This window comes from Ventrimonas sp. (assembly GCF_048380235.1).
GTDB lineage: Bacteria > Bacillota > Clostridia > Lachnospirales > Lachnospiraceae > Brotaphodocola.
Map to the genome: position 1 here is coordinate 44,183 of NZ_DBFCCJ010000076.1, position 19,085 is coordinate 63,267.

The 19,085-nt window shown below is 51.3% G+C and carries 21 protein-coding genes; all 21 read left to right on the forward strand.

From position 1 onward, the window contains the following. Positions 1-47 precede the first annotated feature (47 nt). The 21 genes from metF to ACMP1L_RS11990 all read left to right on the forward strand — a co-directional run bounded on the left by metF (position 48) and on the right by ACMP1L_RS11990 (position 19,084). Positions 48-905, forward strand: coding sequence for a methylenetetrahydrofolate reductase [NAD(P)H] (gene metF / locus ACMP1L_RS11890; RefSeq protein WP_118733525.1), 858 nt, complete (start codon positions 48-50; stop codon positions 903-905). Between the two features lie 62 nt (positions 906-967). After that, complete coding sequence (locus ACMP1L_RS11895; protein WP_418453130.1) at positions 968-1,621, forward strand: vitamin B12 dependent-methionine synthase activation domain-containing protein; 654 nt, start codon at positions 968-970, stop codon at positions 1,619-1,621. 86 nt (positions 1,622-1,707) lie between these two features. Continuing rightward, positions 1,708-4,149 (forward strand): homocysteine S-methyltransferase family protein, encoded by a 2,442-nt coding sequence (locus ACMP1L_RS11900; protein WP_418453131.1) that lies wholly within the window; start codon positions 1,708-1,710, stop codon positions 4,147-4,149. A 100-nt stretch (positions 4,150-4,249) separates the two neighbouring features. Beyond that, positions 4,250-5,233: a glycoside hydrolase family 25 protein gene (locus ACMP1L_RS11905; RefSeq protein WP_418453151.1), complete on the forward strand. Its 984-nt coding sequence runs from the start codon at positions 4,250-4,252 to the stop codon at positions 5,231-5,233. Positions 5,234-5,382: 149 nt separating this feature from the next. Beyond that, the gene (locus ACMP1L_RS11910) at positions 5,383-6,135 is read left to right on the forward strand and encodes a helix-hairpin-helix domain-containing protein (protein ID WP_418453132.1); all 753 of its coding nucleotides are present in this window, start codon (positions 5,383-5,385) and stop codon (positions 6,133-6,135) included. Between the two features lie 15 nt (positions 6,136-6,150). Then, on the forward strand, positions 6,151-6,849 hold the full coding sequence (locus ACMP1L_RS11915) for a response regulator transcription factor (RefSeq protein WP_118733494.1): 699 nt from the start codon (positions 6,151-6,153) through the stop codon (positions 6,847-6,849). A 55-nt stretch (positions 6,850-6,904) separates the two neighbouring features. Beyond that, a complete protein-coding gene (locus ACMP1L_RS11920) occupies positions 6,905-8,371 on the forward strand; it encodes a hypothetical protein (protein ID WP_418453133.1) in 1,467 nt (488 codons plus the stop codon). A gap of 69 nt (positions 8,372-8,440) precedes the next feature. After that, positions 8,441-9,427: an alpha/beta hydrolase gene (locus tag ACMP1L_RS11925; protein WP_418453134.1), complete on the forward strand. Its 987-nt coding sequence runs from the start codon at positions 8,441-8,443 to the stop codon at positions 9,425-9,427. Beyond that, positions 9,424-9,903: a 23S rRNA (pseudouridine(1915)-N(3))-methyltransferase RlmH gene (gene rlmH, locus ACMP1L_RS11930; RefSeq protein ID WP_418453135.1), complete on the forward strand. Its 480-nt coding sequence runs from the start codon at positions 9,424-9,426 to the stop codon at positions 9,901-9,903. Before ACMP1L_RS11925 ends, rlmH begins: the two co-directional genes overlap by 4 nt. Before the next feature lie 29 nt (positions 9,904-9,932). Continuing rightward, complete coding sequence (locus tag ACMP1L_RS11935; RefSeq protein ID WP_418453136.1) at positions 9,933-10,679, forward strand: hypothetical protein; 747 nt, start codon at positions 9,933-9,935, stop codon at positions 10,677-10,679. A 75-nt stretch (positions 10,680-10,754) separates the two neighbouring features. Further along, on the forward strand, positions 10,755-11,720 hold the full coding sequence (gene spoIIIAA / locus ACMP1L_RS11940; protein ID WP_182432643.1) for a stage III sporulation protein AA: 966 nt from the start codon (positions 10,755-10,757) through the stop codon (positions 11,718-11,720). A 2-nt stretch (positions 11,721-11,722) separates the two neighbouring features. Further along, positions 11,723-12,250: a stage III sporulation protein AB gene (locus ACMP1L_RS11945; RefSeq protein ID WP_118733526.1), complete on the forward strand. Its 528-nt coding sequence runs from the start codon at positions 11,723-11,725 to the stop codon at positions 12,248-12,250. A gap of 12 nt (positions 12,251-12,262) precedes the next feature. Further along, the gene (gene spoIIIAC / locus ACMP1L_RS11950) at positions 12,263-12,457 is read left to right on the forward strand and encodes a stage III sporulation protein AC (protein ID WP_118530868.1); all 195 of its coding nucleotides are present in this window, start codon (positions 12,263-12,265) and stop codon (positions 12,455-12,457) included. Positions 12,458-12,465: 8 nt separating this feature from the next. Continuing rightward, a complete protein-coding gene (locus tag ACMP1L_RS11955) occupies positions 12,466-12,852 on the forward strand; it encodes a stage III sporulation AC/AD family protein (RefSeq protein ID WP_118733499.1) in 387 nt (128 codons plus the stop codon). Positions 12,853-12,944: 92 nt separating this feature from the next. Beyond that, positions 12,945-14,036 (forward strand): stage III sporulation protein AE, encoded by a 1,092-nt coding sequence (locus ACMP1L_RS11960; RefSeq protein WP_177304361.1) that lies wholly within the window; start codon positions 12,945-12,947, stop codon positions 14,034-14,036. Between the two features lie 67 nt (positions 14,037-14,103). After that, entirely contained in the window at positions 14,104-14,697 is a 594-nt protein-coding gene (locus ACMP1L_RS11965) for a stage III sporulation protein AF (RefSeq protein WP_418453137.1), read from the forward strand. Further along, entirely contained in the window at positions 14,582-15,172 is a 591-nt protein-coding gene (locus ACMP1L_RS11970; protein ID WP_118733502.1) for a stage III sporulation protein AG, read from the forward strand. The genes ACMP1L_RS11965 and ACMP1L_RS11970 overlap by 116 nt, the downstream gene beginning before the upstream one ends. 16 nt (positions 15,173-15,188) lie before the next feature. Next, the gene (locus ACMP1L_RS11975; protein WP_243025835.1) at positions 15,189-15,974 is read left to right on the forward strand and encodes a SpoIIIAH-like family protein; all 786 of its coding nucleotides are present in this window, start codon (positions 15,189-15,191) and stop codon (positions 15,972-15,974) included. Between the two features lie 152 nt (positions 15,975-16,126). Beyond that, a complete protein-coding gene (locus ACMP1L_RS11980; RefSeq protein ID WP_118531089.1) occupies positions 16,127-16,462 on the forward strand; it encodes an Asp23/Gls24 family envelope stress response protein in 336 nt (111 codons plus the stop codon). A gap of 228 nt (positions 16,463-16,690) precedes the next feature. Beyond that, a complete protein-coding gene (locus ACMP1L_RS11985) occupies positions 16,691-18,031 on the forward strand; it encodes a sodium:proton antiporter (RefSeq protein ID WP_418453138.1) in 1,341 nt (446 codons plus the stop codon). Between the two features lie 15 nt (positions 18,032-18,046). Continuing rightward, positions 18,047-19,084, forward strand: coding sequence for a cytidylate kinase-like family protein (locus ACMP1L_RS11990; protein WP_118733504.1), 1,038 nt, complete (start codon positions 18,047-18,049; stop codon positions 19,082-19,084). The last annotated feature ends 1 nt before the right edge of the window (position 19,085 follow it).

Genomic DNA, 19,085 nt, shown 5'->3' on the forward strand with positions numbered 1-19,085 from the left:
AGGTACAAAACAATTATGAAATCATAAAAATGAGAGGAACAGTACGTATGAAAATCAGAGACATTCTTGCAAAAAACGAACCAACACTTTCCTTTGAGGTATTTCCGCCAAAGACAGAGGATAAATATGAGTCTGTAGAAATGGCTGCTTCCGAGATTGCGAAGCTGAATCCGGCATTCATGAGCGTGACCTACGGCGCAGGCGGCGGTACCAGCCAGTATACGGTTGATATCGCAGCATCCTTAAAGGCAAAGGGGGTTACTCCGTTAGCGCATCTGACCTGCGTTTCATCCACCAGAGAAAAGGTACATTCGGTTCTGGAGCAGTTAAAGGCAGAGGGGATTGAGAATGTACTGGCTCTGCGCGGTGACATTCCAAAGGACGGAAAAGTTGAGAACGACTATCGCTATGCATCGGAACTCATTGCAGAGATCAAGGCATCCGGCGATTTCTGCATTGGTGCAGCCTGCTATCCGGAGGGGCATGTGGAGTCTGTCAATAAGACGGAGGATATCCAGCATCTGAAAGAAAAGGTAGAGGCCGGCTGTGACTTCGTGACTACCCAGATGTTCTTTGACAACAACATCCTATACAATTATCTGTACCGCGTGCGTGAAAAGGGCATTACGGTTCCGGTGATCGCAGGCATCATGCCGGTGACCAATGTAGCCCAGATCAAGCGCATCTGCTCTATGTCCGGAACCTATCTTCCGGCGCGCTTTAAAGCCATTGTTGACCGTTTTGGTGATAATCCTGCGGCTATGAAGCAGGCCGGCATTGCCTATGCAACGGAACAGATCATTGACCTGATCGCGAATCATGTGAACGGCATTCATGTATATTCCATGAATAAGCCGGATGTGGCAGCACAGATTAAGGGCAGCCTTTCCGAAATCATCCGGTAGCAGAAAAGGCCCGGCGTACAAAGCCGGAAGGCCGGGGCAGAAAAACGGAGAGAACAGGATTCATGAAAGAGATATTTCACTGGAACGACAGGGAACTGCTGCGCTATCTGGGCTGCAAAAATGGAACGGTCCCGGATCAGAATCTTACGGATCTGATCGCACAGTGCAAACAGGAGCTGGAGCAGGCGGCTTCTCCCAGAGTGATATGGCGGGAGTATCCGCTCTGCATTCAGGATCACAGCATTGATATGACATGTCTGCAGACGCAGAGCAAAAGCCTGGAACGCAATTTGAAGGATTGCGAACGGGTACTTTTGTTTGCGGCAACGCTCGGAAGCCGGGTAGATGTGCTGCTTCACCGCTACAACATGATCCAGATGAGTAAGGCCGTGGTGATGCAGGCTGCCTCGGTGGCTATGCTGGAGACCTTCTGCGATGAACAGAATCAGAAGCTGAAAGAGGAATACGAAGAAAAGGGCTGGTATCTGCGCCCTCGCTTCAGTCCCGGATATGGAGATTTCCCCCTGGAGTGCCAGCGGCAGATAGCTCCGGCGCTGGAGCTGAATAAAAGGATCGGTGTAACGCTGACAGACAGCCTTCTCATGGCACCGTCCAAGTCGGTGACGGCAGTGATCGGTGTGAGCCGTCTGCCCAGAAACTGTACGGTGCAGGGCTGTGAGGTCTGCGCGAAGCGGGACTGCGCATACCGCAGATAAGGGAAAGGAAGAACGAAAAGCAGACAGAAACTGTGATGGACGCAGAAAAGCTGCGAGGAAAAACGCGAAGGAGATATTGGTTAAACATGGATATATTACAGGAATTACAGAACCGGATCTTATTCTGTGACGGAGGAATGGGAAGTCTTTTGCAGGAAGCAGGATTAAAGCCGGGCGAGCTTCCGGGAACCTGGAACATCACACATCCGGAGGAGCTTGTGAAGATCCACAGAGCATATCTGGAAGCCGGTGCAGATATTGTGACCACAAACACCTTCGGGGTAGACCGGTTAAAGTACAATGATAGCACGGAATTTCAGTTAGAGCCGGTTATCCGTGCAGCAGTGGCAAACGCGAAGGAAGCAATCCGCCAGAGCGGAAAGCAGGCATGGATTGGCCTGGATATGGGACCGACCGGAAAGCTGTTAAAGCCAATGGGGGATCTGGCCTTTGAGGACTGCTGTGCCATCTACCGGGAGGTGGTGGAGATCGGTGCGGATGCCGGCGCGGATTTCATCCTCATCGAGACCATGAGTGACAGCTATGAGACTAAGGCGGCAGTCCTGGCGGCCAAAGAGGGCTGCAGTCTTCCGGTCTTTGTTACGGTTACCTTTGATGAGCGGGGCAAGCTTTTAACCGGCGGCAGTCCGGCCTCCATTGTAGCAATGTTAGAGGGCCTGGGCGTGGATGTACTGGGTATGAACTGCGGACTCGGTCCGGTACAGATGAAAGAGATCTTGAAAGATATCCTGGAGGTTTCCTCCATTCCGGTCATGATCAATCCAAATGCAGGTCTGCCGAGAAGTGAGAATGGAAAGACGGTTTACGATATTGATGCGGCTCATTTTGCAAAGACCGAGGAAGAAATCGTGGATATGGGCGCCCGGATCGTGGGCGGCTGCTGCGGCACCACGCCGGAGCACATCCGCATGGTGGCAGAGCTCTGCAGGGATAAAAAGCCGGTGCCGGTGACAAAGAAAAACCGCACCGTGGTTTCCTCCTTTGCGCAGGCAGTTGAGATCGGAAGGGACCCGGTTATCATCGGTGAGCGCATCAACCCGACAGGTAAATCAAAGTTTAAGCAGGCTCTGCGGGATCACAATCTGGAATACATTTTAAGAGAGGGCGTGACCCAGCAGGATCACGGTGCCCATGTTCTGGATGTAAACGTAGGACTTCCGGAGATCGATGAGCCGGCCATGCTGGAGGAGGTAGTTCGGGAGCTGCAGAGCATCATTGACCTGCCGCTTCAGCTGGACACCACGGATCCGGTGGCTATGGAGCGGGCAATGCGTGTATACAACGGCAAGCCTCTCATCAACTCCGTAAACGGAAAGGAAGAGTCCATGCGCACGGTATTTCCGCTGGTACAGAAGTACGGAGGCGTTGTAGTGGCGCTGGCGCTGGATGAGGGCGGTATCCCGGAGACAGCTGAGGGCCGTATCCGGGTGGCGGAGAAGATTTATAAGACCGCGGCAGAGTACGGCATTGGGCCGGAAGACATCATCATCGATGCCCTGTGCCTGACGGTAAGCTCCGACAGCCGGGGCGCCATCACCACACTGGAAACTCTGCGGAGAGTGAGGGATGAGCTTCACGGAAAGACCATTCTTGGTGTGTCCAACATTTCCTTCGGACTGCCGCAGCGTGAAATCATTAATGCTGCGTTCTTTACCATGGCAATGCAGAACGGGTTAAGTGCAGCCATCATCAATCCGAATTCCGAAGCCATGATGCGTGCATACTACAGTTTCCGCGCACTGATGAATTTAGATCCGCAGTGCAGCGAGTATATTTCTGTTTACAGCGGTCAGGTGGCCAGCCTTGGACAGAGCGCAGTGACCGGAAATGGCGGTGCGTCTGCCGGCAGTGCATCCGGAGCAGCGGACGGACAGGGAACGTCAGACCTGCATGCCAGTATTGTAAAAGGACTGAAGGATCAGGCTGTGCATGCGGCAAAGGAATTGCTGACGGTTCAGGACGCACTGGATGTGATCAACAGCCAGATCATCCCGGCACTGGATGTGGTCGGAAAGGGCTTTGAGAAGGGAACCATGTTCCTGCCGCAGCTTCTGATGAGCGCAGAGGCAGCAAAGGGCGCCTTTGAGGTAATCAAAGAGAAGATGGATGCCAGCGGACAGAAGCAGGAGAAGAAGGGGACCATCATCCTGGCAACGGTAAAGGGAGATATTCATGATATCGGAAAGAATATCGTCAAGGTTCTTCTGGAAAACTACAGCTATGATGTGCTGGATCTTGGCAAGGATGTTCCGCCTGAGACCATCGTGGAGACGGCAGTGGAGAAACACATTCAGCTGGTAGGACTGTCTGCGCTGATGACCACCACCGTGCCGAGCATGGAAGAAACCATTGTGCAGCTTCGCAAGGCAGCGCCGTGGGCCAGGGTCATGGTAGGCGGCGCCGTGCTGACTCAGGAATATGCCGATACCATGGGGGCAGACCAGTACTGCCGTGATGCCATGGCCTCTGTAAATTACGCGGAGCAGGTGTTCGGCCTTACAAAATAGTAAGAAATTTTTAAAGGAATAGAAATTGAATCTCCACTCTGTCTGAATTACACTAAGATACATGGACTGAAGCAATCAGATAGAAGGGAGATTTTTTTTGATGTTATTTCATAAGAACAGTACAGGAAAACGTCTGGCGGCGCTCACACTCTGCGGGCTTTTTGTTCTGCAGACTCCGGCGGTACCGGCCATGGCGGCAGAAACGCTGACGGTGCAGGAACAGGGCTTTTACCGCAGTGACGGAACGAAGCTTGAGGGAGCTGTGGCCAAGGGCGTAACCATTTCCAAATATCAGAATCAGGCGGGAGCCATTGACTGGGATGCCGTGAAGGCAGACGGAGTAACCTTTGCCATGATCCGGATCGGATATCTGAATGATCCGGATCCTTATTTCCGGGAGAATATGGAAGGAGCCATCAGTCACGGAATCCGTGTGGGTGTCTTCCTTTACTCCATGGCACTAGATGAGGAAACAGCCCGGCAGGAGGCACAGTTTGTGCTGGAGCAGATCCGCGGATACAAGATTTCCTACCCGGTGGCCTATGATGTGGAATCCAAATATCTGCTGGATAACGGAAAGACTCCGCAGGAGCTGGCAAACCAGACCAATGTCTTCTGCAAGGCCATTGCAGCTGCCGGATACCGGCCGATGCTTTATGGCAACAATCAGTGGCTGACGAATTACGTGGATGTTTCCCAGGTGCCGTATGATATCTGGTATGCACGCTATGGAACAAACGGCGAGTTCCAGAACCGCAAGATCTGGCAGTTTACGGAGACCGGTTCTGTAGCCGGTATAACCGGAAATGTCTGCATTGAGGCTTCCTACTATGATTATCCGGAGCTGGCAGCAGGCAATACCGGAAACGCAACCTATACGGTTGGTTCTTATGTAAATGCAGGTCCGGGTGTAGGTGTTCCGGCTTCGTCAGCAACCCGGGAAACACCGGAAGCAGGAGCGTCGACCGATACCAGGCCAGGTCCGTCTGCACAGGAAGAACAGCAGCAAAAGAGCAGTGAATCTCCGGTTCAGACAGCCGGACAGGATGAAAGCCAGTTGACGAAATCTCCATCAGAGCAGTAAAAATGGTAAGATCCATAAAAGAAAAACGGCAGAACAGCGCAACAGCTCTCTGCCGTTTTTCTTGAAATACCGCTTGTATTTACGTAAGCCTTTCGGTAGAATAGAGCTAGGCTGAATCTGGGATTCTCTTTGGAAACGGAGAGATGAACATGAAGAATAAACAATCTGTAATTTTTAAATGGCTGATGCTGCTGTTTGGTCTGCTGGCAGCTGGAGCCTTTTACAGCTGCAGCAGTCGGGATACAGGGCAGAAAGCCGTTGCTGCACAGGAAAACAGGGCATTTCAGGCGGAGAGCACGCCGGATATGGCCGGAGACCGGACAGAAACATCAGCGTGCGCGGCAATGGCCGGAGAAGGTGAATCGGAACAAAACGCAGAGTCTGGGAATGATATGGAAACAGCTGCTTTGTCTGAGTCGGAAGTCTGCTATGTATATGTCTGCGGAGAGGTCTTTTCTCCGGGGGTATACATAGTCTCAGAGGGCGCGCGGATCTATGAGGCGGTCGATCTTGCAGGCGGTTTTACGCAGCAGGCCGCAGAATCATGGCTGAATCTGGCAGAGCCTGTCATAGATGGCATGAAGCTGGAGATCCCATCCAGAGCTCAGGTGAAGGACCCTTCCTGGCTGGCGCAGCATCCATATGGCAGCACTGCCGGGAGCGGGACAGTAAACGGAGCGGGAACCAGATCCGCTGCATCGCCGGAGACGGTCCTGGTTAATATCAATACGGCATCTCTGGAAGAGCTGATGATGTTAAAGGGAATTGGATCATCCAGGGCAGAGGACATCATCCGGTACCGGGAGGAGGCCGGCGGTTTTACGAAAATTGAAGATATCATGAAAGTGCCGGGAATCAAGAACACGGCCTTTCAGAAAATAAAAGAAAACATTACAGTATAGGGAATAGGTGAGAACATGGCAAAGATTCTGGTGGTTGATGATGAAAAACTGATCGTGAAAGGCATCCGTTTCAGTCTGGAACAGGACGGAATGGAAGTAGACTGCGCGTTTGACGGCGAAGAGGCGATCAATCTTGCAAAGCAGACGGAGTACGACGTAGTCCTTCTGGATGTCATGCTTCCAAAGCATGACGGATTTGAGGTCTGTCAGGCAATCCGGGAGTTTTCAGAGATGCCAATCATCATGCTGACTGCCAAGGGCGGAGACATGGACAAAATCCTGGGTCTGGAATACGGCGCGGACGATTATGTGACTAAGCCGTTTAATATTCTGGAGGTAAAGGCACGCATCAAGGCCATCATGCGCAGAAACTCGAAGAAATCTGCCAGGGCTAAAGAGGCAGAAAACAAGATGGTAACGGCCGGAGACTTAAAGCTTGACCGGGAGGGCCGCCGGGTCTTTATCGGAGAGAAGGAGATCAACCTGACGGCAAAAGAGTTCGACCTTCTTGAACTGCTGGTATGCAATCCGAATAAGGTCTACTCCAGAGAGAGCCTGCTGACCTTTGTTTGGGGCAATAAGGCATCGGAGTCCGGTGATGTCCGGACCGTGGACGTCCACGTAAGACGCCTTCGTGAAAAGATCGAGCCGAGCCCGAGCGATCCAAAATATGTACACACAAAATGGGGGGTCGGCTATTACTTCCGGGCATAAGACAGAAACGCTGTGGTTTTAAGAAAGTAAACTGCGGTATGAGAGGTGGAGCATCATGGGACAGAGCAGATGGAAGAACCGGTGGAGAAGGCTGGACAATACAGCCAAGATATTCCCGGTGATCGCAAATGAAAATGTAAGTCAGGTATTTCGGATTGCCGCAACTTTGAAAGAACCGGTAAATCCGGAACTCCTTAGTAGGGCGCTGGAGGAAATCCTGCCGGAGATCCGCAATTTCCGGGTGAAGCTGCGCAGGGGACTTTTCTGGTATTATTTTGAGGAAAATGACCGGATCCCGCAGGTAAAGCGTGAGAATACGTATCCATGCCGTTTTATCGATCCGCATGGAAATCAGCGCTTTTTGTTCCGGGTCACGTATTATGAGAAACGGATCAATCTGGAGGTATTCCATGCGCTGACAGACGGTCTCGGCGCGGTGAATTTTTTAAAGTGCCTGATCAGGCAGTACCTGCGGCTGGCAGCCGGTGTATCGGAAGGAATGACGCAGGACGATGAAAAAGCCAGAAACCAGGAGGTCTTCCATGTTCAGGACAGTTATCTGGAGCATGGTGAGGATGGAAAGCCGCGCAGCTACAGCTCGAAACCGGCATACCAGCTGGAGGGACATTATCTTCCGCTGGGAAGTGGTCAGGTCCTGCATGGTTATGTGCCGGTGAGCCGGCTGAAGACTGTTTGCAAACAGCATGGAGTCAGTATTACCAAGTATCTGGCAGCAGCACTGATCTGGGCAATCTGGCAGGAGTATCTGGGTGGAAGAAGCAGCAGGCGGGCCGTAGTCCTGAATCTGCCGATCAATCTGCGCGCCTTCTTCGGCTCTGATACGATGGCGAATTTCTTTGCGGTTACCATGATCGGCTGGCTGTTTCGTAATCCGGACATTCCGTTTGAGGTGCTGCTTAAGAAGGTGAGCAGTCAGATGGACAGCAAGATTGACAAGGATAAGCTGGCAGAAAGCATTGCCTACAATGTTTCCAATGAGAAAAAGTGGTATCTGCGGGCAATCCCGCTGTTCCTGAAAGTACCGGCGCTTTCTCTGGTGTTCCGCTTAAAGGACCGTGCCTATACCATGACACTATCCAATATCGGGCCGGTTCAGATGGAGCCGGAGTATGCGGACCTCATCGAGAGGTTCCACTTAATGATCGGTGTATCCAGGCGCCAGCCGGTGAAGTGTGCGGTTTGTGCGTACAAAGATGAGATGGTCATTACCTTTACTTCTGTCTTTGCGGACAGCCGTCTGCAAAAGCAGTTTTTCCGAAAATTAAAGGCGGACGGTGTGCCGGTGCGCTTCGAGGGAAATGAGCTTTCTGCTGCGGCAAAGCGGGATATCTATCCGCGTGTCCGTAAGGTACTGATCCGGCGCGGAGGCGCAGAGGAGAAGGCAACCCGCATGGCAAAGCAGGTAGGAAATACCGGTATGGGAGCCGCAAAGGAAATCCGCGATTATGTAAGCGGACGCAGAAGCTGGAGGGAAGAATTAAGACGGCGGCTGCATATCTGAAAAAATGAACAAACCGTTCATGCAAAGCATGAGCTGCAACAGACAGGACTTAAGACGGAGGATGATTACTTGAAGAACAAAGAAGTGAGTCTGCGGGGAAAACTGGTGCGGGATATGATGAAGAACATGATGGATTCTGCCATGGGTCACAAGATCCAGACCGGGGAATACCGGATGGACCCGAAAGAACCTGCATGGATCTGTCCGCCGGATTATGAATATGAGATCGTGGGGATGGAGCATTTTAAAATGGAATATCTGCGTCCGGCCGGAGTCTGTACAGGCCGTGTGATTCTCCAGCTTCACGGTGGCGGCTACATCGGCCCTATGAAAAATATTTACCGGGATTTTGCGATTCAGTACTGTCGCAGGAGCTTTGGCGGTGATGTGCTGACCGTCGATTATCGTGTGGCTCCGGAGCATCCGTATCCGGCAGCCCTGGAGGATGCAGTGGCAGCTTATCAGTGGCTGATCGGGGAAAAGCACTATGAAGCAGACAAGATCGTGATCGCAGGGGATTCCGCCGGCGGCGGCCTGGCTCTTGCCCTGGTCATGTATCTGCGGGATCATGGTATGGATCTGCCGGCAGGGGTACTGGTGATGTCTCCCTGGACGGATCTGACCAACAGCGGGAAATCTTATCAGACCAATTTTAACCGCGATCCGCAGTTTGGAGGTACTACAGACAATATGCTGTTTCACAGTACCTACATTGGAGATGCAGACCCGGAGAATCCGTATATTTCTCCTCTGTTTGGAAGCTTTGAACAGTTTCCGCCCATTTTATTTCAGGTAGGAAGCGAGGAAGTGCTGTTAGATGATACCTTAAGGGTGGCCGAGAAAGTCCGCAAAACTCACGGAAAGCTGCGGGTCACCGTATACGAGGGCATGTTCCATGTTTTTCAGATGGCGCTGCGTCTGATCCCGGAGAGCAGAGAGGCATGGGATGAGGTCAGCCATTTTCTGGAGATCATCTACTGCATTGAGCGAAAGAAAGAGGGAAAAACCGTAAAACGGGTAAAGTCCGGAAGGGAAAGAAGCAGGAGAGAGTCATGAAAATTACACTGGTGACGGTAGGAAAAATAAAAGAAAAGTTTTACACAGATGCCATTGCGGAATACGCGAAGCGTCTGAGCCGGTACTGCAAGCTGGAGATCATCCAGGTGGCAGATGAGAAAACACCGGATAAGGCCAGCGAAGCAGAAGAACTGCAGATCAAAGATAAGGAAGGAAAGCGGATCCTGGAGCAGATCAAGGACGGCGCGTTTGTGATTGTCCTGGCAATCAATGGAAATATGCTGGATTCAGTGGAACTGGCAGAACGGATTGACAAGCTTGGCATAGGCGGAGTCAGCCAGCTGGTCTTTGTGATCGGAGGCTCTCTGGGGCTTTCCGAGACCGTGCTGAGCCGTGCTGATTACAAACTGAGTTTTTCCAGAATGACATTTCCGCATCAGCTGATGCGAGTAATCCTGTTAGAACAGATTTATCGCAGCTACCGGATCATTCATAAAGAGCCGTATCACAAATAAAATAAATTCAGATAGGAGGGTGTTTTATTTTGAAGAACTGGAAAACGAAAATTGCACTGATTTTGACAGCTGGTCTTTTGTCTGCAGCAGGGGCGGTAACAGCTCTGGCAGCATCCAGGACCAGACTGGACACGGTATCCGATGTTTACTGGGGAGATGACGGTACCACTGCAAACTGGGATGCAGTAGATGACGCCTACCAGTATGAAATCCGGCTTTTCTGCAATGACAGCCAGATGGATACGGTGAAAACCAAAAAGGACTATTACGACATGGAAAAGAAAATGACAAAAGAGGGTGATTACACATTCAAGGTGCGCGCTCTTGCAAAGTCTGGTTCCAAGGAGTTCAGTGATGGCTACTGGTCGGAAGAGTCAGAGACAACCTATATTTCTGAGAGCTTTGCGGAGATGATCAGAAACGGCGGAAGTACTTCCGCGCTGAAAAACGGAGGTCCGGGAGCCGGAAACGGTTCTGAGGCAGAAACAGAAAAAGAAACCTCTGTCGTGATCCAGGCGAAATGGATCCGGGAAGAAAGCACGGGCCGCTGGTGGTACCGGAATTCAGATGGCAGCTATCCGAAGGGCGGCTGGTGGCAGGATCCGGCAAGCGGAATCTGGTATTTCTTTGATGAGCAGGGCTACATGCAGACTGGCTGGATCGACTGGAACGAAAAGCGCTACTACTGCACGGAGAGTGGTGCCATGGCGATAGGTGAGTACACTATTGAAGGCATGCAGTACCGGTTTGATGCTTCCGGCGCGTTGCAGCAGTGACGAAATGCAATTTTCTTTAAAATGAATAAAAAACACCCCTTCCCTCATATATATTATGCAGGGGAGGGGTGTTTTTTGGATAAGCGGGAAGAACTGATCAAGATTTTTTCTAAAGATATCCGTGAGATCTTAAAGCAGGTCACGGTAGATTTCGAACAGGTACAGGAGATACGGCTGCGGGTCCATGCCCCGCTTCTGATGATCTGCAGCAACCGTGAGTATTATATCACACGGGAAGGAAATCTGAGCATGCGCGCGGAAGAAGCATATCTGGTGACAAGGGATGCGTTAAAGGAAACGCTGGATTACATGAGCAGCTATTCCCTCTATGCCTTCGAGGAAGAAATCAGGCAGGGGTTTATTACGATCCAGGGTGGACACCGCATCGGCATCGCCGGAAAGATCATCACAGACGGTCACGGGATTCGCAGCATGAAGTTCATTTCCTTCATCAATGTTCGTCTGTCCCACCAGGTGAAAGGGTGTGCAGGGACGGTGCTTCCATATCTGTATGACCGGGACATGATCTTTCATACGCTCATCGTATCGCCGCCGCGATGTGGAAAAACCACACTTTTGCGGGATATTATCCGGCAGGTGTCAAATGGCAGCAGGGAGCATGCGGGGCTGACCATCGGGGTGATCGATGAGCGTTCGGAGATTGGAGCCTGTTACCAGGGGATTCCGCAGAATGAGCTGGGGATCCGGACGGATATTCTGGACTGCTGCCCCAAGGCTCAGGGAATGATGATGCTGATCCGGACTATGTCACCTCAGGTGATCGCGGTGGACGAGATTGGAAGCCGGGAAGATCTGGAGGCGATCGAGTATGTGATGAACTGCGGCTGCAAGCTGGTAGCCACGGTGCATGGAAATTCAATGGAGGACATCAGACAGAAACCGGTGCTGAGAAAGATGGTGCTGGAAAAGTGGTTTGAGCGGTATGTAATTTTAAATAACAGGGGAAAAGTGGGCAATATCGGGGAAATCTACGATTCCAGGGGATGCAGGCTTTACCCGGTGGGAGGTGAGTGCTTTTGAACATGCAGGGATGGATGAAGCTGTCTGGTGCAGTCTGTATTCTGTGTGGAGCGGCCGGAACCGGCATCTGGTTTGCCGGGCGGTACCGTCAGCGGATTCTGGAGCTGGAGCAGTTAAAGCAGATGGTATTTCTTTTAAAAGGACAGATTCTGTATGCCGGCGCACCTCTTCCGGAAGCTTTCGGGACGGTGGGCAAACGGGTGGCCGGAACTCTGGGAAACCTGTTTCAGGAAACGGCAGCTCTGCTGGAGGCACAGCCCGGAGAGCCATTTCCGACAGTATGGAGGAATGTGGTTTCCGGGATGGAGGGGAAGACGGCACTTTCAAAGTCGGACAGGCAGATGCTGGAGTCTCTGGGCGAGCATCTTGGCTTTTTAGATCGGGAGACCCAGGAGAGGACATTGCTCCTGTATCTGGAACAGGTGGATACAGAGCTTCTGGTTTTGCGGGAACACAAACAGGAACGCTGCAGGCTGTATACCAGTCTCGGTGTCATGGGCGGTCTGTTTCTTGCGGTGATCCTGGTCTGATGGAGGGTACATATGGGCGTGAATCTGATTTTTCGCATTGCCGCGGTGGGAATCCTGGTATCTGTGATCTGTCAGGTACTGCGGCATAGCGGACGGGAGGAACAGGCATTTCTGACCAGTCTGGCGGGGCTGGTGCTTGTTCTGTTCTGGCTTGTGCCATATATTTATGAGCTGTTTGAAACTATGAAAAATCTGTTTGCATTGTAGGGGACGGTATGACAGTAGTAACAGTGGGAATCATTGGGATCATGACAGTGCTGATGGCAGTCCAGCTAAAAAGCCTGAAAGGAGAGTATGGCCTGTATCTGGTGCTGGCAGCAGCCTGTGTCATTTTTTTTTATGGGACGCTACGGCTGAAAGGAATTCTGGATGGTCTGCAGAAAATCCAGGATATGATCCGTATCAATCCGGTTTATCTGAATACGCTGCTGAAAATGACAGGCATCACTTATATCGTGGAATTTGCTTCCGGAATTTGCAGGGATGCCGGGTACGCGGCATTGGGCACCCAGATTGAAATTTTTGGAAAGCTTTCTATTCTGGCAGTCAGTATTCCGGTTATTCTGGCACTGCTGGATACGCTGCAGGGATTTCTGGCATGAGGCGGGGGAGAAGATGGCTGGTCTCGTTTGCTGCCGGCTTTTTTTTATTCTGTATATTCTGCCGGTTCTGGCCCGAAGACAGAGTATGGGCCATGGATACAGCTGCGGTGGAGTCTGTACTTTCAGGGGACGGGCTTTCCGGCATTGGGGATATTGAGGATTATCTGAAACAGGAGCTGGGCAGCTCCGGCCATCGTATTTGTTTCGCGGATCTGATGCGGGCACTGGCGTCCGGAAATCTGAAGGAAGCGTCATCGCTGTGTCTGGAGGGACTTCGTCAGGCGGCTTTGGGAGAACTGCAGGGAAAAAACCGCATGGCGGGACGTCTTCTGGCGCTTGGTCTGTTTGGAGCTCTGTTTGCCGGATTTTCTGAAGTCTTTTCCGTGGGCCCTGTGGCGGAAACCGGATTTTTCCTGACCTATCTGATGATGTTCGCGATTTTGGCGGCTGTTTTCGGGGAAAGTGCGGGAGCCGCGGCACAGGTGCTGGAACGTCAGATCCAGTTTATGAAGGTACTGCTTCCCTCGTATTTTACCGCGGTGGTCTGGTCCGGCGCAGGATTTTCTTCCGCGGCGTGGTATGAAGCAGCCCTGTTTCTGATCGCAGGAGTACAGAAGCTTTATGCCGGGCTTCTGCTTTCACTCGTACGGATCTATTTTCTGGCAGTACTGGCAGGATCCATGGTGAAAGAGGATATGTTTTCACGGATGACGGAACTTTTAAGATCCGGGATCAGCTGGGGAAGCCGATCACTGATCGGGATCGTGTTGGGATTTCAGCTGATCCAGGGCATGGTGCTTCCATATGCAGATTCTGTGAAGAATGCCGGAATGCAGCGGCTTTTACAGGCAATTCCCGGAATCGGAGACGGGGCGGGAGCGGTGACAAAGCTGATGATGGGATCCGGCGTGCTCATTAAAAATACCATGGGCGCAGCGGCTGTTCTGCTGCTGTTTGTGCTTTCTATCCTGCCACTGGCAAGGATTCTGGTTCTGTATCTGCTTTACCGAGGGGTGGCAGCTGTGCTGCAGCCGGTAGCAGATAATCGTCTGACAGCCTGTCTGAGCGGTGCGGCCCAGGCTCAGGCAATGCTGCTGAGAGTGGCAGCGTCAGGATTTTTGCTGTTTGCAGTTACCATTGCACTGATCTGTCAGGGAACGAATGCGGCTTACCTGTCATCGTAGAGAAGAAGGCCTGGTATGCGGGAACGTGTGCCTGAACCAAAGTGTTGTGGAAAAGGGAGGTGGCTGTGTGACGGCGGTATACGAATGGATCCGAAACCTGGTGGCATTCTTCCTGTTTTTGTCGGTGATGGAAAATCTGCTTCCGGGGCAGAAATACGGAAAGTATATCCGGCTGTTTGCAGGTATGGTACTGATCCTTCTGGTGGCGGAGCCATTTACCTCCGGATTTGACCTGGAAGAAGTGCTGGCACGCAGTTACGAGAATCTGGTGCTCCGCTGGGAGGCCGGAGAACTGCAGGATGATCTGGGAGCGGAAGAGCAGGAATATCTGGGCCGGGTACTTTCCGAGTATGAGGAAGCGGTCAGCCAGGATATACAGGAACTGGCCAGGTCCTGCGGCCTGGATTTGTCAGAATGCAGCGTTCACATTGAGAACAATGAAAACAGTCCGCAATTTGGGACGGTGCAGAGCATTTTTGTGGTTTTGCCGCAACAGTCTGGAGAAACGGAAAAAGAGAAGCTGTCAAATAAGATTCAGGAATATTATGGTCTGGAGGAGCGGTATGTGGAAATTGAAATTGCCGGAGGGGAAGGACCGGTGGATTTTTCTTCTGACGGTGGGGGTGATCCTGTGTATTCTGGCATTCCCGGTGGGAAGTAAGAGCAGCAGAGGAACTCTGCCGCTATCCCGGATGGAAGCTGAAAACGTAACGGCTTCTGCGCCAGGCAGCCAGGATGCGGCGGCCTATGAGCAGAAGCTGGAAAAGCGGGTGCGGGAAATCCTGCGGGGTGTTTCCGGCGTGGGGGAAGTGGATGTGATGATCGTACTAAAATCCTCTGTGGAAAAGGTGATCCAGGTGGACAACAGCAGCTCGAAGTCAGTGACCACAGAAAAGGGGAGCGGAACAGACCGTTCTGTGGAAACGATGGATCAGGAGCACAATACGGTGCTGACAGGGAGCGGAAGCGGTCAGGAACCTGTGGTGGCAAAGGAGGTTTATCCGGAGATTGCCGGAATTATCATCAGCGCCTCAGGGGGAGGAAATGCATCGGTCCAGGCAGAGATTTCCGGGGCTATGGAGGCATTATTCGGACTTCCGGCGAATAAAATAAAAGTGTTAAAGCGGGTGGAGTGAAAGAAGGAGCGTCGGTATGAAGCTGAAACGGGAAGGAACACCAAAACAGGACATCAATATGAAAAAACTGTTTCGAAGGAACCAGATCATCATTACAACTCTGGCCATCATGATCGCGGCTGCCGGATATCTGAATTATGCCGGAAAAAGGGATCTGGCAGCCAGTACCGGAGAAGACATCTATCAGGCCGGAACCTTTGATATTTCGGAAGAGGATCTGCTGGCGGAAAACCAGAAAAAGGGACAGGAGGATACCGCCATGATCGAGGAAGCACAGCCACAGGCGGAAGGAACAAAGCTTCAGGCGGAAGCATCGCAGGATGGAAGCTTTCTGGCAGAGGCAGATGCGGGAACGGACCAGGCTGTGATTGACAGCTGGGACGGCGGTGAGGAAGCCGGCATGGAAAATCCGGGTGAAGCGGTACTGACCAGCGGGCTTACTGTATCAGATTACATAGCCGGCGTGCAGTTAAACCGGGAGCAGATCCGCGCAAGAAATAAGGAAACTTTAAATTCCATCATTAACAGCACGAACATTGATGAGGCTGCCAAGCAGGAGGCAATCCAGAACATGATCGCCATGACGGCGGTGGCAGAAAAGGAGAATGCTGCGGAGACGCTTTTGCAGGCCCGGGGCTTTGCAGATCCGGTGGTGAGCCTGACGGACGGCAAGGTAGACGTTGTGATTCATGCACCTTCCATCACGGACCAGCAGCGCGCACAGATCGAGGATATTGTAAAGCGGAAAACAGAAGTCGGGGCTGAAAACATCATTATCACACTCCTGAATCTTGAGGACTAAAGGAAAAAAGCCCCTTTGCAAATCAGGGCAGATTTGTTATACTATAGGAAACATGGATTTCTGGTGAAGGCTATGGAATCTGTCTGATCTGAGGAGGGAATACTGTGGCAGAGTTAGAAGGAAGAAATACACATAAATTATATGAAAAAGAGATGATGGGCGAGGTGCGTATTGCGGATGAAGTGGTAGCTATCATTGCGGGCCTGGCAGCAACAGAGGTAGATGGCGTGGATTCCATGGCCGGCAACATCACCAATGAACTGGTAGGAAAGCTGGGTATGAAGAATCTGTCTAAGGGTGTAAAAGTGGACGTAACCGAGGAGCATGTGTCTGTAGATCTGTCTTTAAACATCAAGTATGGCTACAACATCCCGGATGTGAGCGAACGTGTTCAGGACCGAGTGAAGTCTGCTATTGAGAACATGACCGGCCTTACTGTGCTGGATGTCAATATCCGCATTGCAGGCGTCAACATTAACGAGCAGTAAAACAGAATATAAAGCAGGAAAGCTGGCCGGGGAAAAGGGCCGGCTTTTTTGTTTCAGAGGAAAGTGCGTCCAGTGAAACTTCAATCTGCGGATGCCTTGCGAAAAATACGACAATAAAATATCGATAGTTACATTTTTGTGAGAATGGTGTTATAATCTATGCATGTTTTGCGAAAAGAACAATTTGGATCGCTGCCTGGGATTGGGAGAACAAAGGAGGAAATAGTGATGAATCTTGCATTTTGCATTCCATTTGCAGGACTGCTGCTTTGCATCGCGGTGCTTCCGCTCATCAAAGCAGAGTGGTGGGAGACACATCAGCCGCATGCGGTTATATTCTGGTCGCTGTTGTTTGTGCTGCCGTTTGCATTTGTGTACGGACCGGGACAGGCGTTTGAGAAGGTGCTTGAGTGTATCGTAGATGATTATCTGACCTTTATCATTCTGCTGTTCGGTCTGTTCTGCGTGTCTGGTAATATTACCCTGGAGGGGGATCTGGCCGGATCCCCGCGCATTAACGTGGGACTTCTTCTGATCGGCACCATGCTATCCAGCTGGATCGGTACGACGGGGGCCAGTATGCTGATGGTGCGCCCGGTCATTAAGATGAATGCCTGGAGAAAACGGAGAAGCCACATCATGGTGTTCTTCATTTTTCTGATCTCCAATATTGGCGGCTGCCTGACTCCGATCGGAGATCCGCCGCTGCTGATGGGATTTATGCGCGGCATTCCTTTTTTCTGGAGCCTGCATCTCTTGCCGGTTCTGCTGTTTAATGCAGTCATTCTGCTGACCATTTTTTATTTTCTGGACCGCAGGGCTTACCGCAGGGATATCGCGGATGGTTTAAAGCCGGATATCAGTAAACCAGGTACGGAGGTCCACATTCTGGGACTCCATAACCTGATCTTTCTGGTCATGATCGTGGCGGCTGTCATCTTAAGCGGAACTCTTCCTGGGATGGAAGCATTCCGGGATGCGGAGGGCGCAGTGCGCGGAATCCGGCTGTTTGGTGAAGTGACCTTAACCTATCCGGCCCTGATCGAGATCGTGATGATTCTTACGGCGGCCTTTCTGTCTTTTAAAACGACAAATGTGGAAATCCGCCGGAAGAACCACTTTACCTGGGGAGCTATCCACGAGGTTGCAGTACTTTTTATCGGCATCTTTATTACCATGCAGCCGGCACTCATGATTTTAAAGGCAAATGGCGCAAGTCTTGGTTTAAGCAAACCTTTTGAGATGTTCTGGGCTACGGGATGTCTGTCCAGCTTCCTCGATAACACGCCGACCTATCTGGTATTTCTGACCACAGCCGGGGCCCTTGGCTTTACCGAAGGTATGACGACCATTTTGGGAACGGTTCCGATCGCTATGCTTGAGGCTATTTCCTGTGGCGCTGTATTTATGGGAGCAAATACCTATATCGGCAATGCTCCGAACTTTATGGTCAAATCCATTTCTGACGAGAATGGTATCCGGATGCCTTCGTTTTTTGGCTATCTGCTCTGGTCTGTTACATTTTTGATTCCGGTATTTTTGCTGGACACGCTGGTATTCTTTTTATAAGGAGGAGAACAGACTATGGAATATACACAGGAAAGTCTCCGCGAGCTTGCGGAGCGGATCTACGACCTGGATGCAGAAGTTTATACCCGTCTTGGTTCTTCCCTGGGCCGTGTGTTCAACCGGGACCGGGAACGCTGCGTGACGGAGATCGTCCAGCTGATGATGCAGCGTGACAGCGGTCATCAGCTTCGAAGTGAGCTGGCCCTGATCAGCAATATGGCCCGCACCATCCCGGATAAGGAAAGCCGCTCTATGATCATGCGGGAATACACGGGTATTCTGCATGAGGTGATGGCATTGCCTACCAGTTTTGGAGATGGAGATGTACTGGATCAGAGGATGGCCAGCTTAAATGCACTGAATCTGGAAAACCGTTTCACCGGCAAGGACCATCTGATCATCTGCATCAGCCGTACCTATGCCTGTGGCGGCAATGAGATTGGATTTACCCTGGCAGACCGCCTGCGGATCAATTACTATGATGCGGAAATCTTCTCTGCGGTGTTAAAACGCCTGGAGGCAGAAAAAGACCATGTAAAGGATCTGAGCAGTTATCCGGGAAAAACTCTGGACATGGCAAATCAGGAAACTGCTTTCGCGAAGCCGCAGAAGATGACGCTGAAAACCTGGGCTGCCGAATTCAGCCGGTATCACGGTTTAAGTAAACGGGATGCAATCTTTTTTAACCAGAGTGACCTGATCTGCGAGATGGCGCGACATGAAGATTTTATTGTGATGGGCCGCTGTGCCGATGTGATCCTGACCAACAATCATATTCCGCACATCAGTATTTTTATTACGGCACCATTTGAGCAGCGTCTGCGTCGTGCTATGAAAATCCACCCGGATTTCAGTGAGAAGAAGACAAAGCACCTGCTCAGGAAGCTGGACCGGGATCATCAGAATTATTACCATTTCTTTACCGGAAGAAAATGGGGCAATGCTTCTAACTATGATCTGTGTTTAAATAGTGCTGCTTATGGAATTGATGGTTCTGTGGATTTTATTCTGCGTATGCTGGACCGGGAGGGAAGGCTGAATTTCCCACAGTAAT

Bases quoted from the DNA above. Each gene is read 5' to 3' on its own strand.
- ACMP1L_RS11975 (WP_243025835.1), top strand. From the start codon at position 15,189: ATGAAGCTGAAACGGGAAGGAACACCAAAACAGGACATCAATATGAAA.
- ACMP1L_RS11900 (WP_418453131.1), top strand. From the start codon at position 1,708: ATGGATATATTACAGGAATTACAGAACCGGATCTTATTCTGTGACGGA.
- ACMP1L_RS11960 (WP_177304361.1), top strand. From the start codon at position 12,945: ATGGATACAGCTGCGGTGGAGTCTGTACTTTCAGGGGACGGGCTTTCC.
- spoIIIAC (WP_118530868.1), top strand. From the start codon at position 12,263: ATGGGCGTGAATCTGATTTTTCGCATTGCCGCGGTGGGAATCCTGGTA.
- ACMP1L_RS11985 (WP_418453138.1), top strand. From the start codon at position 16,691: ATGAATCTTGCATTTTGCATTCCATTTGCAGGACTGCTGCTTTGCATC.
- ACMP1L_RS11895 (WP_418453130.1), top strand. From the start codon at position 968: ATGAAAGAGATATTTCACTGGAACGACAGGGAACTGCTGCGCTATCTG.
- ACMP1L_RS11910 (WP_418453132.1), top strand. From the start codon at position 5,383: ATGAAGAATAAACAATCTGTAATTTTTAAATGGCTGATGCTGCTGTTT.
- ACMP1L_RS11980 (WP_118531089.1), top strand. From the start codon at position 16,127: ATGATGGGCGAGGTGCGTATTGCGGATGAAGTGGTAGCTATCATTGCG.
- ACMP1L_RS11990 (WP_118733504.1), top strand. From the start codon at position 18,047: ATGGAATATACACAGGAAAGTCTCCGCGAGCTTGCGGAGCGGATCTAC.
- ACMP1L_RS11955 (WP_118733499.1), top strand. From the start codon at position 12,466: ATGACAGTAGTAACAGTGGGAATCATTGGGATCATGACAGTGCTGATG.
- ACMP1L_RS11915 (WP_118733494.1), top strand. From the start codon at position 6,151: ATGGCAAAGATTCTGGTGGTTGATGATGAAAAACTGATCGTGAAAGGC.
- ACMP1L_RS11945 (WP_118733526.1), top strand. From the start codon at position 11,723: ATGCAGGGATGGATGAAGCTGTCTGGTGCAGTCTGTATTCTGTGTGGA.
- rlmH (WP_418453135.1), top strand. From the start codon at position 9,424: ATGAAAATTACACTGGTGACGGTAGGAAAAATAAAAGAAAAGTTTTAC.
- metF (WP_118733525.1), top strand. From the start codon at position 48: ATGAAAATCAGAGACATTCTTGCAAAAAACGAACCAACACTTTCCTTT.
- ACMP1L_RS11905 (WP_418453151.1), top strand. From the start codon at position 4,250: ATGTTATTTCATAAGAACAGTACAGGAAAACGTCTGGCGGCGCTCACA.
- ACMP1L_RS11920 (WP_418453133.1), top strand. From the start codon at position 6,905: ATGGGACAGAGCAGATGGAAGAACCGGTGGAGAAGGCTGGACAATACA.
- ACMP1L_RS11970 (WP_118733502.1), top strand. From the start codon at position 14,582: ATGGTCTGGAGGAGCGGTATGTGGAAATTGAAATTGCCGGAGGGGAAG.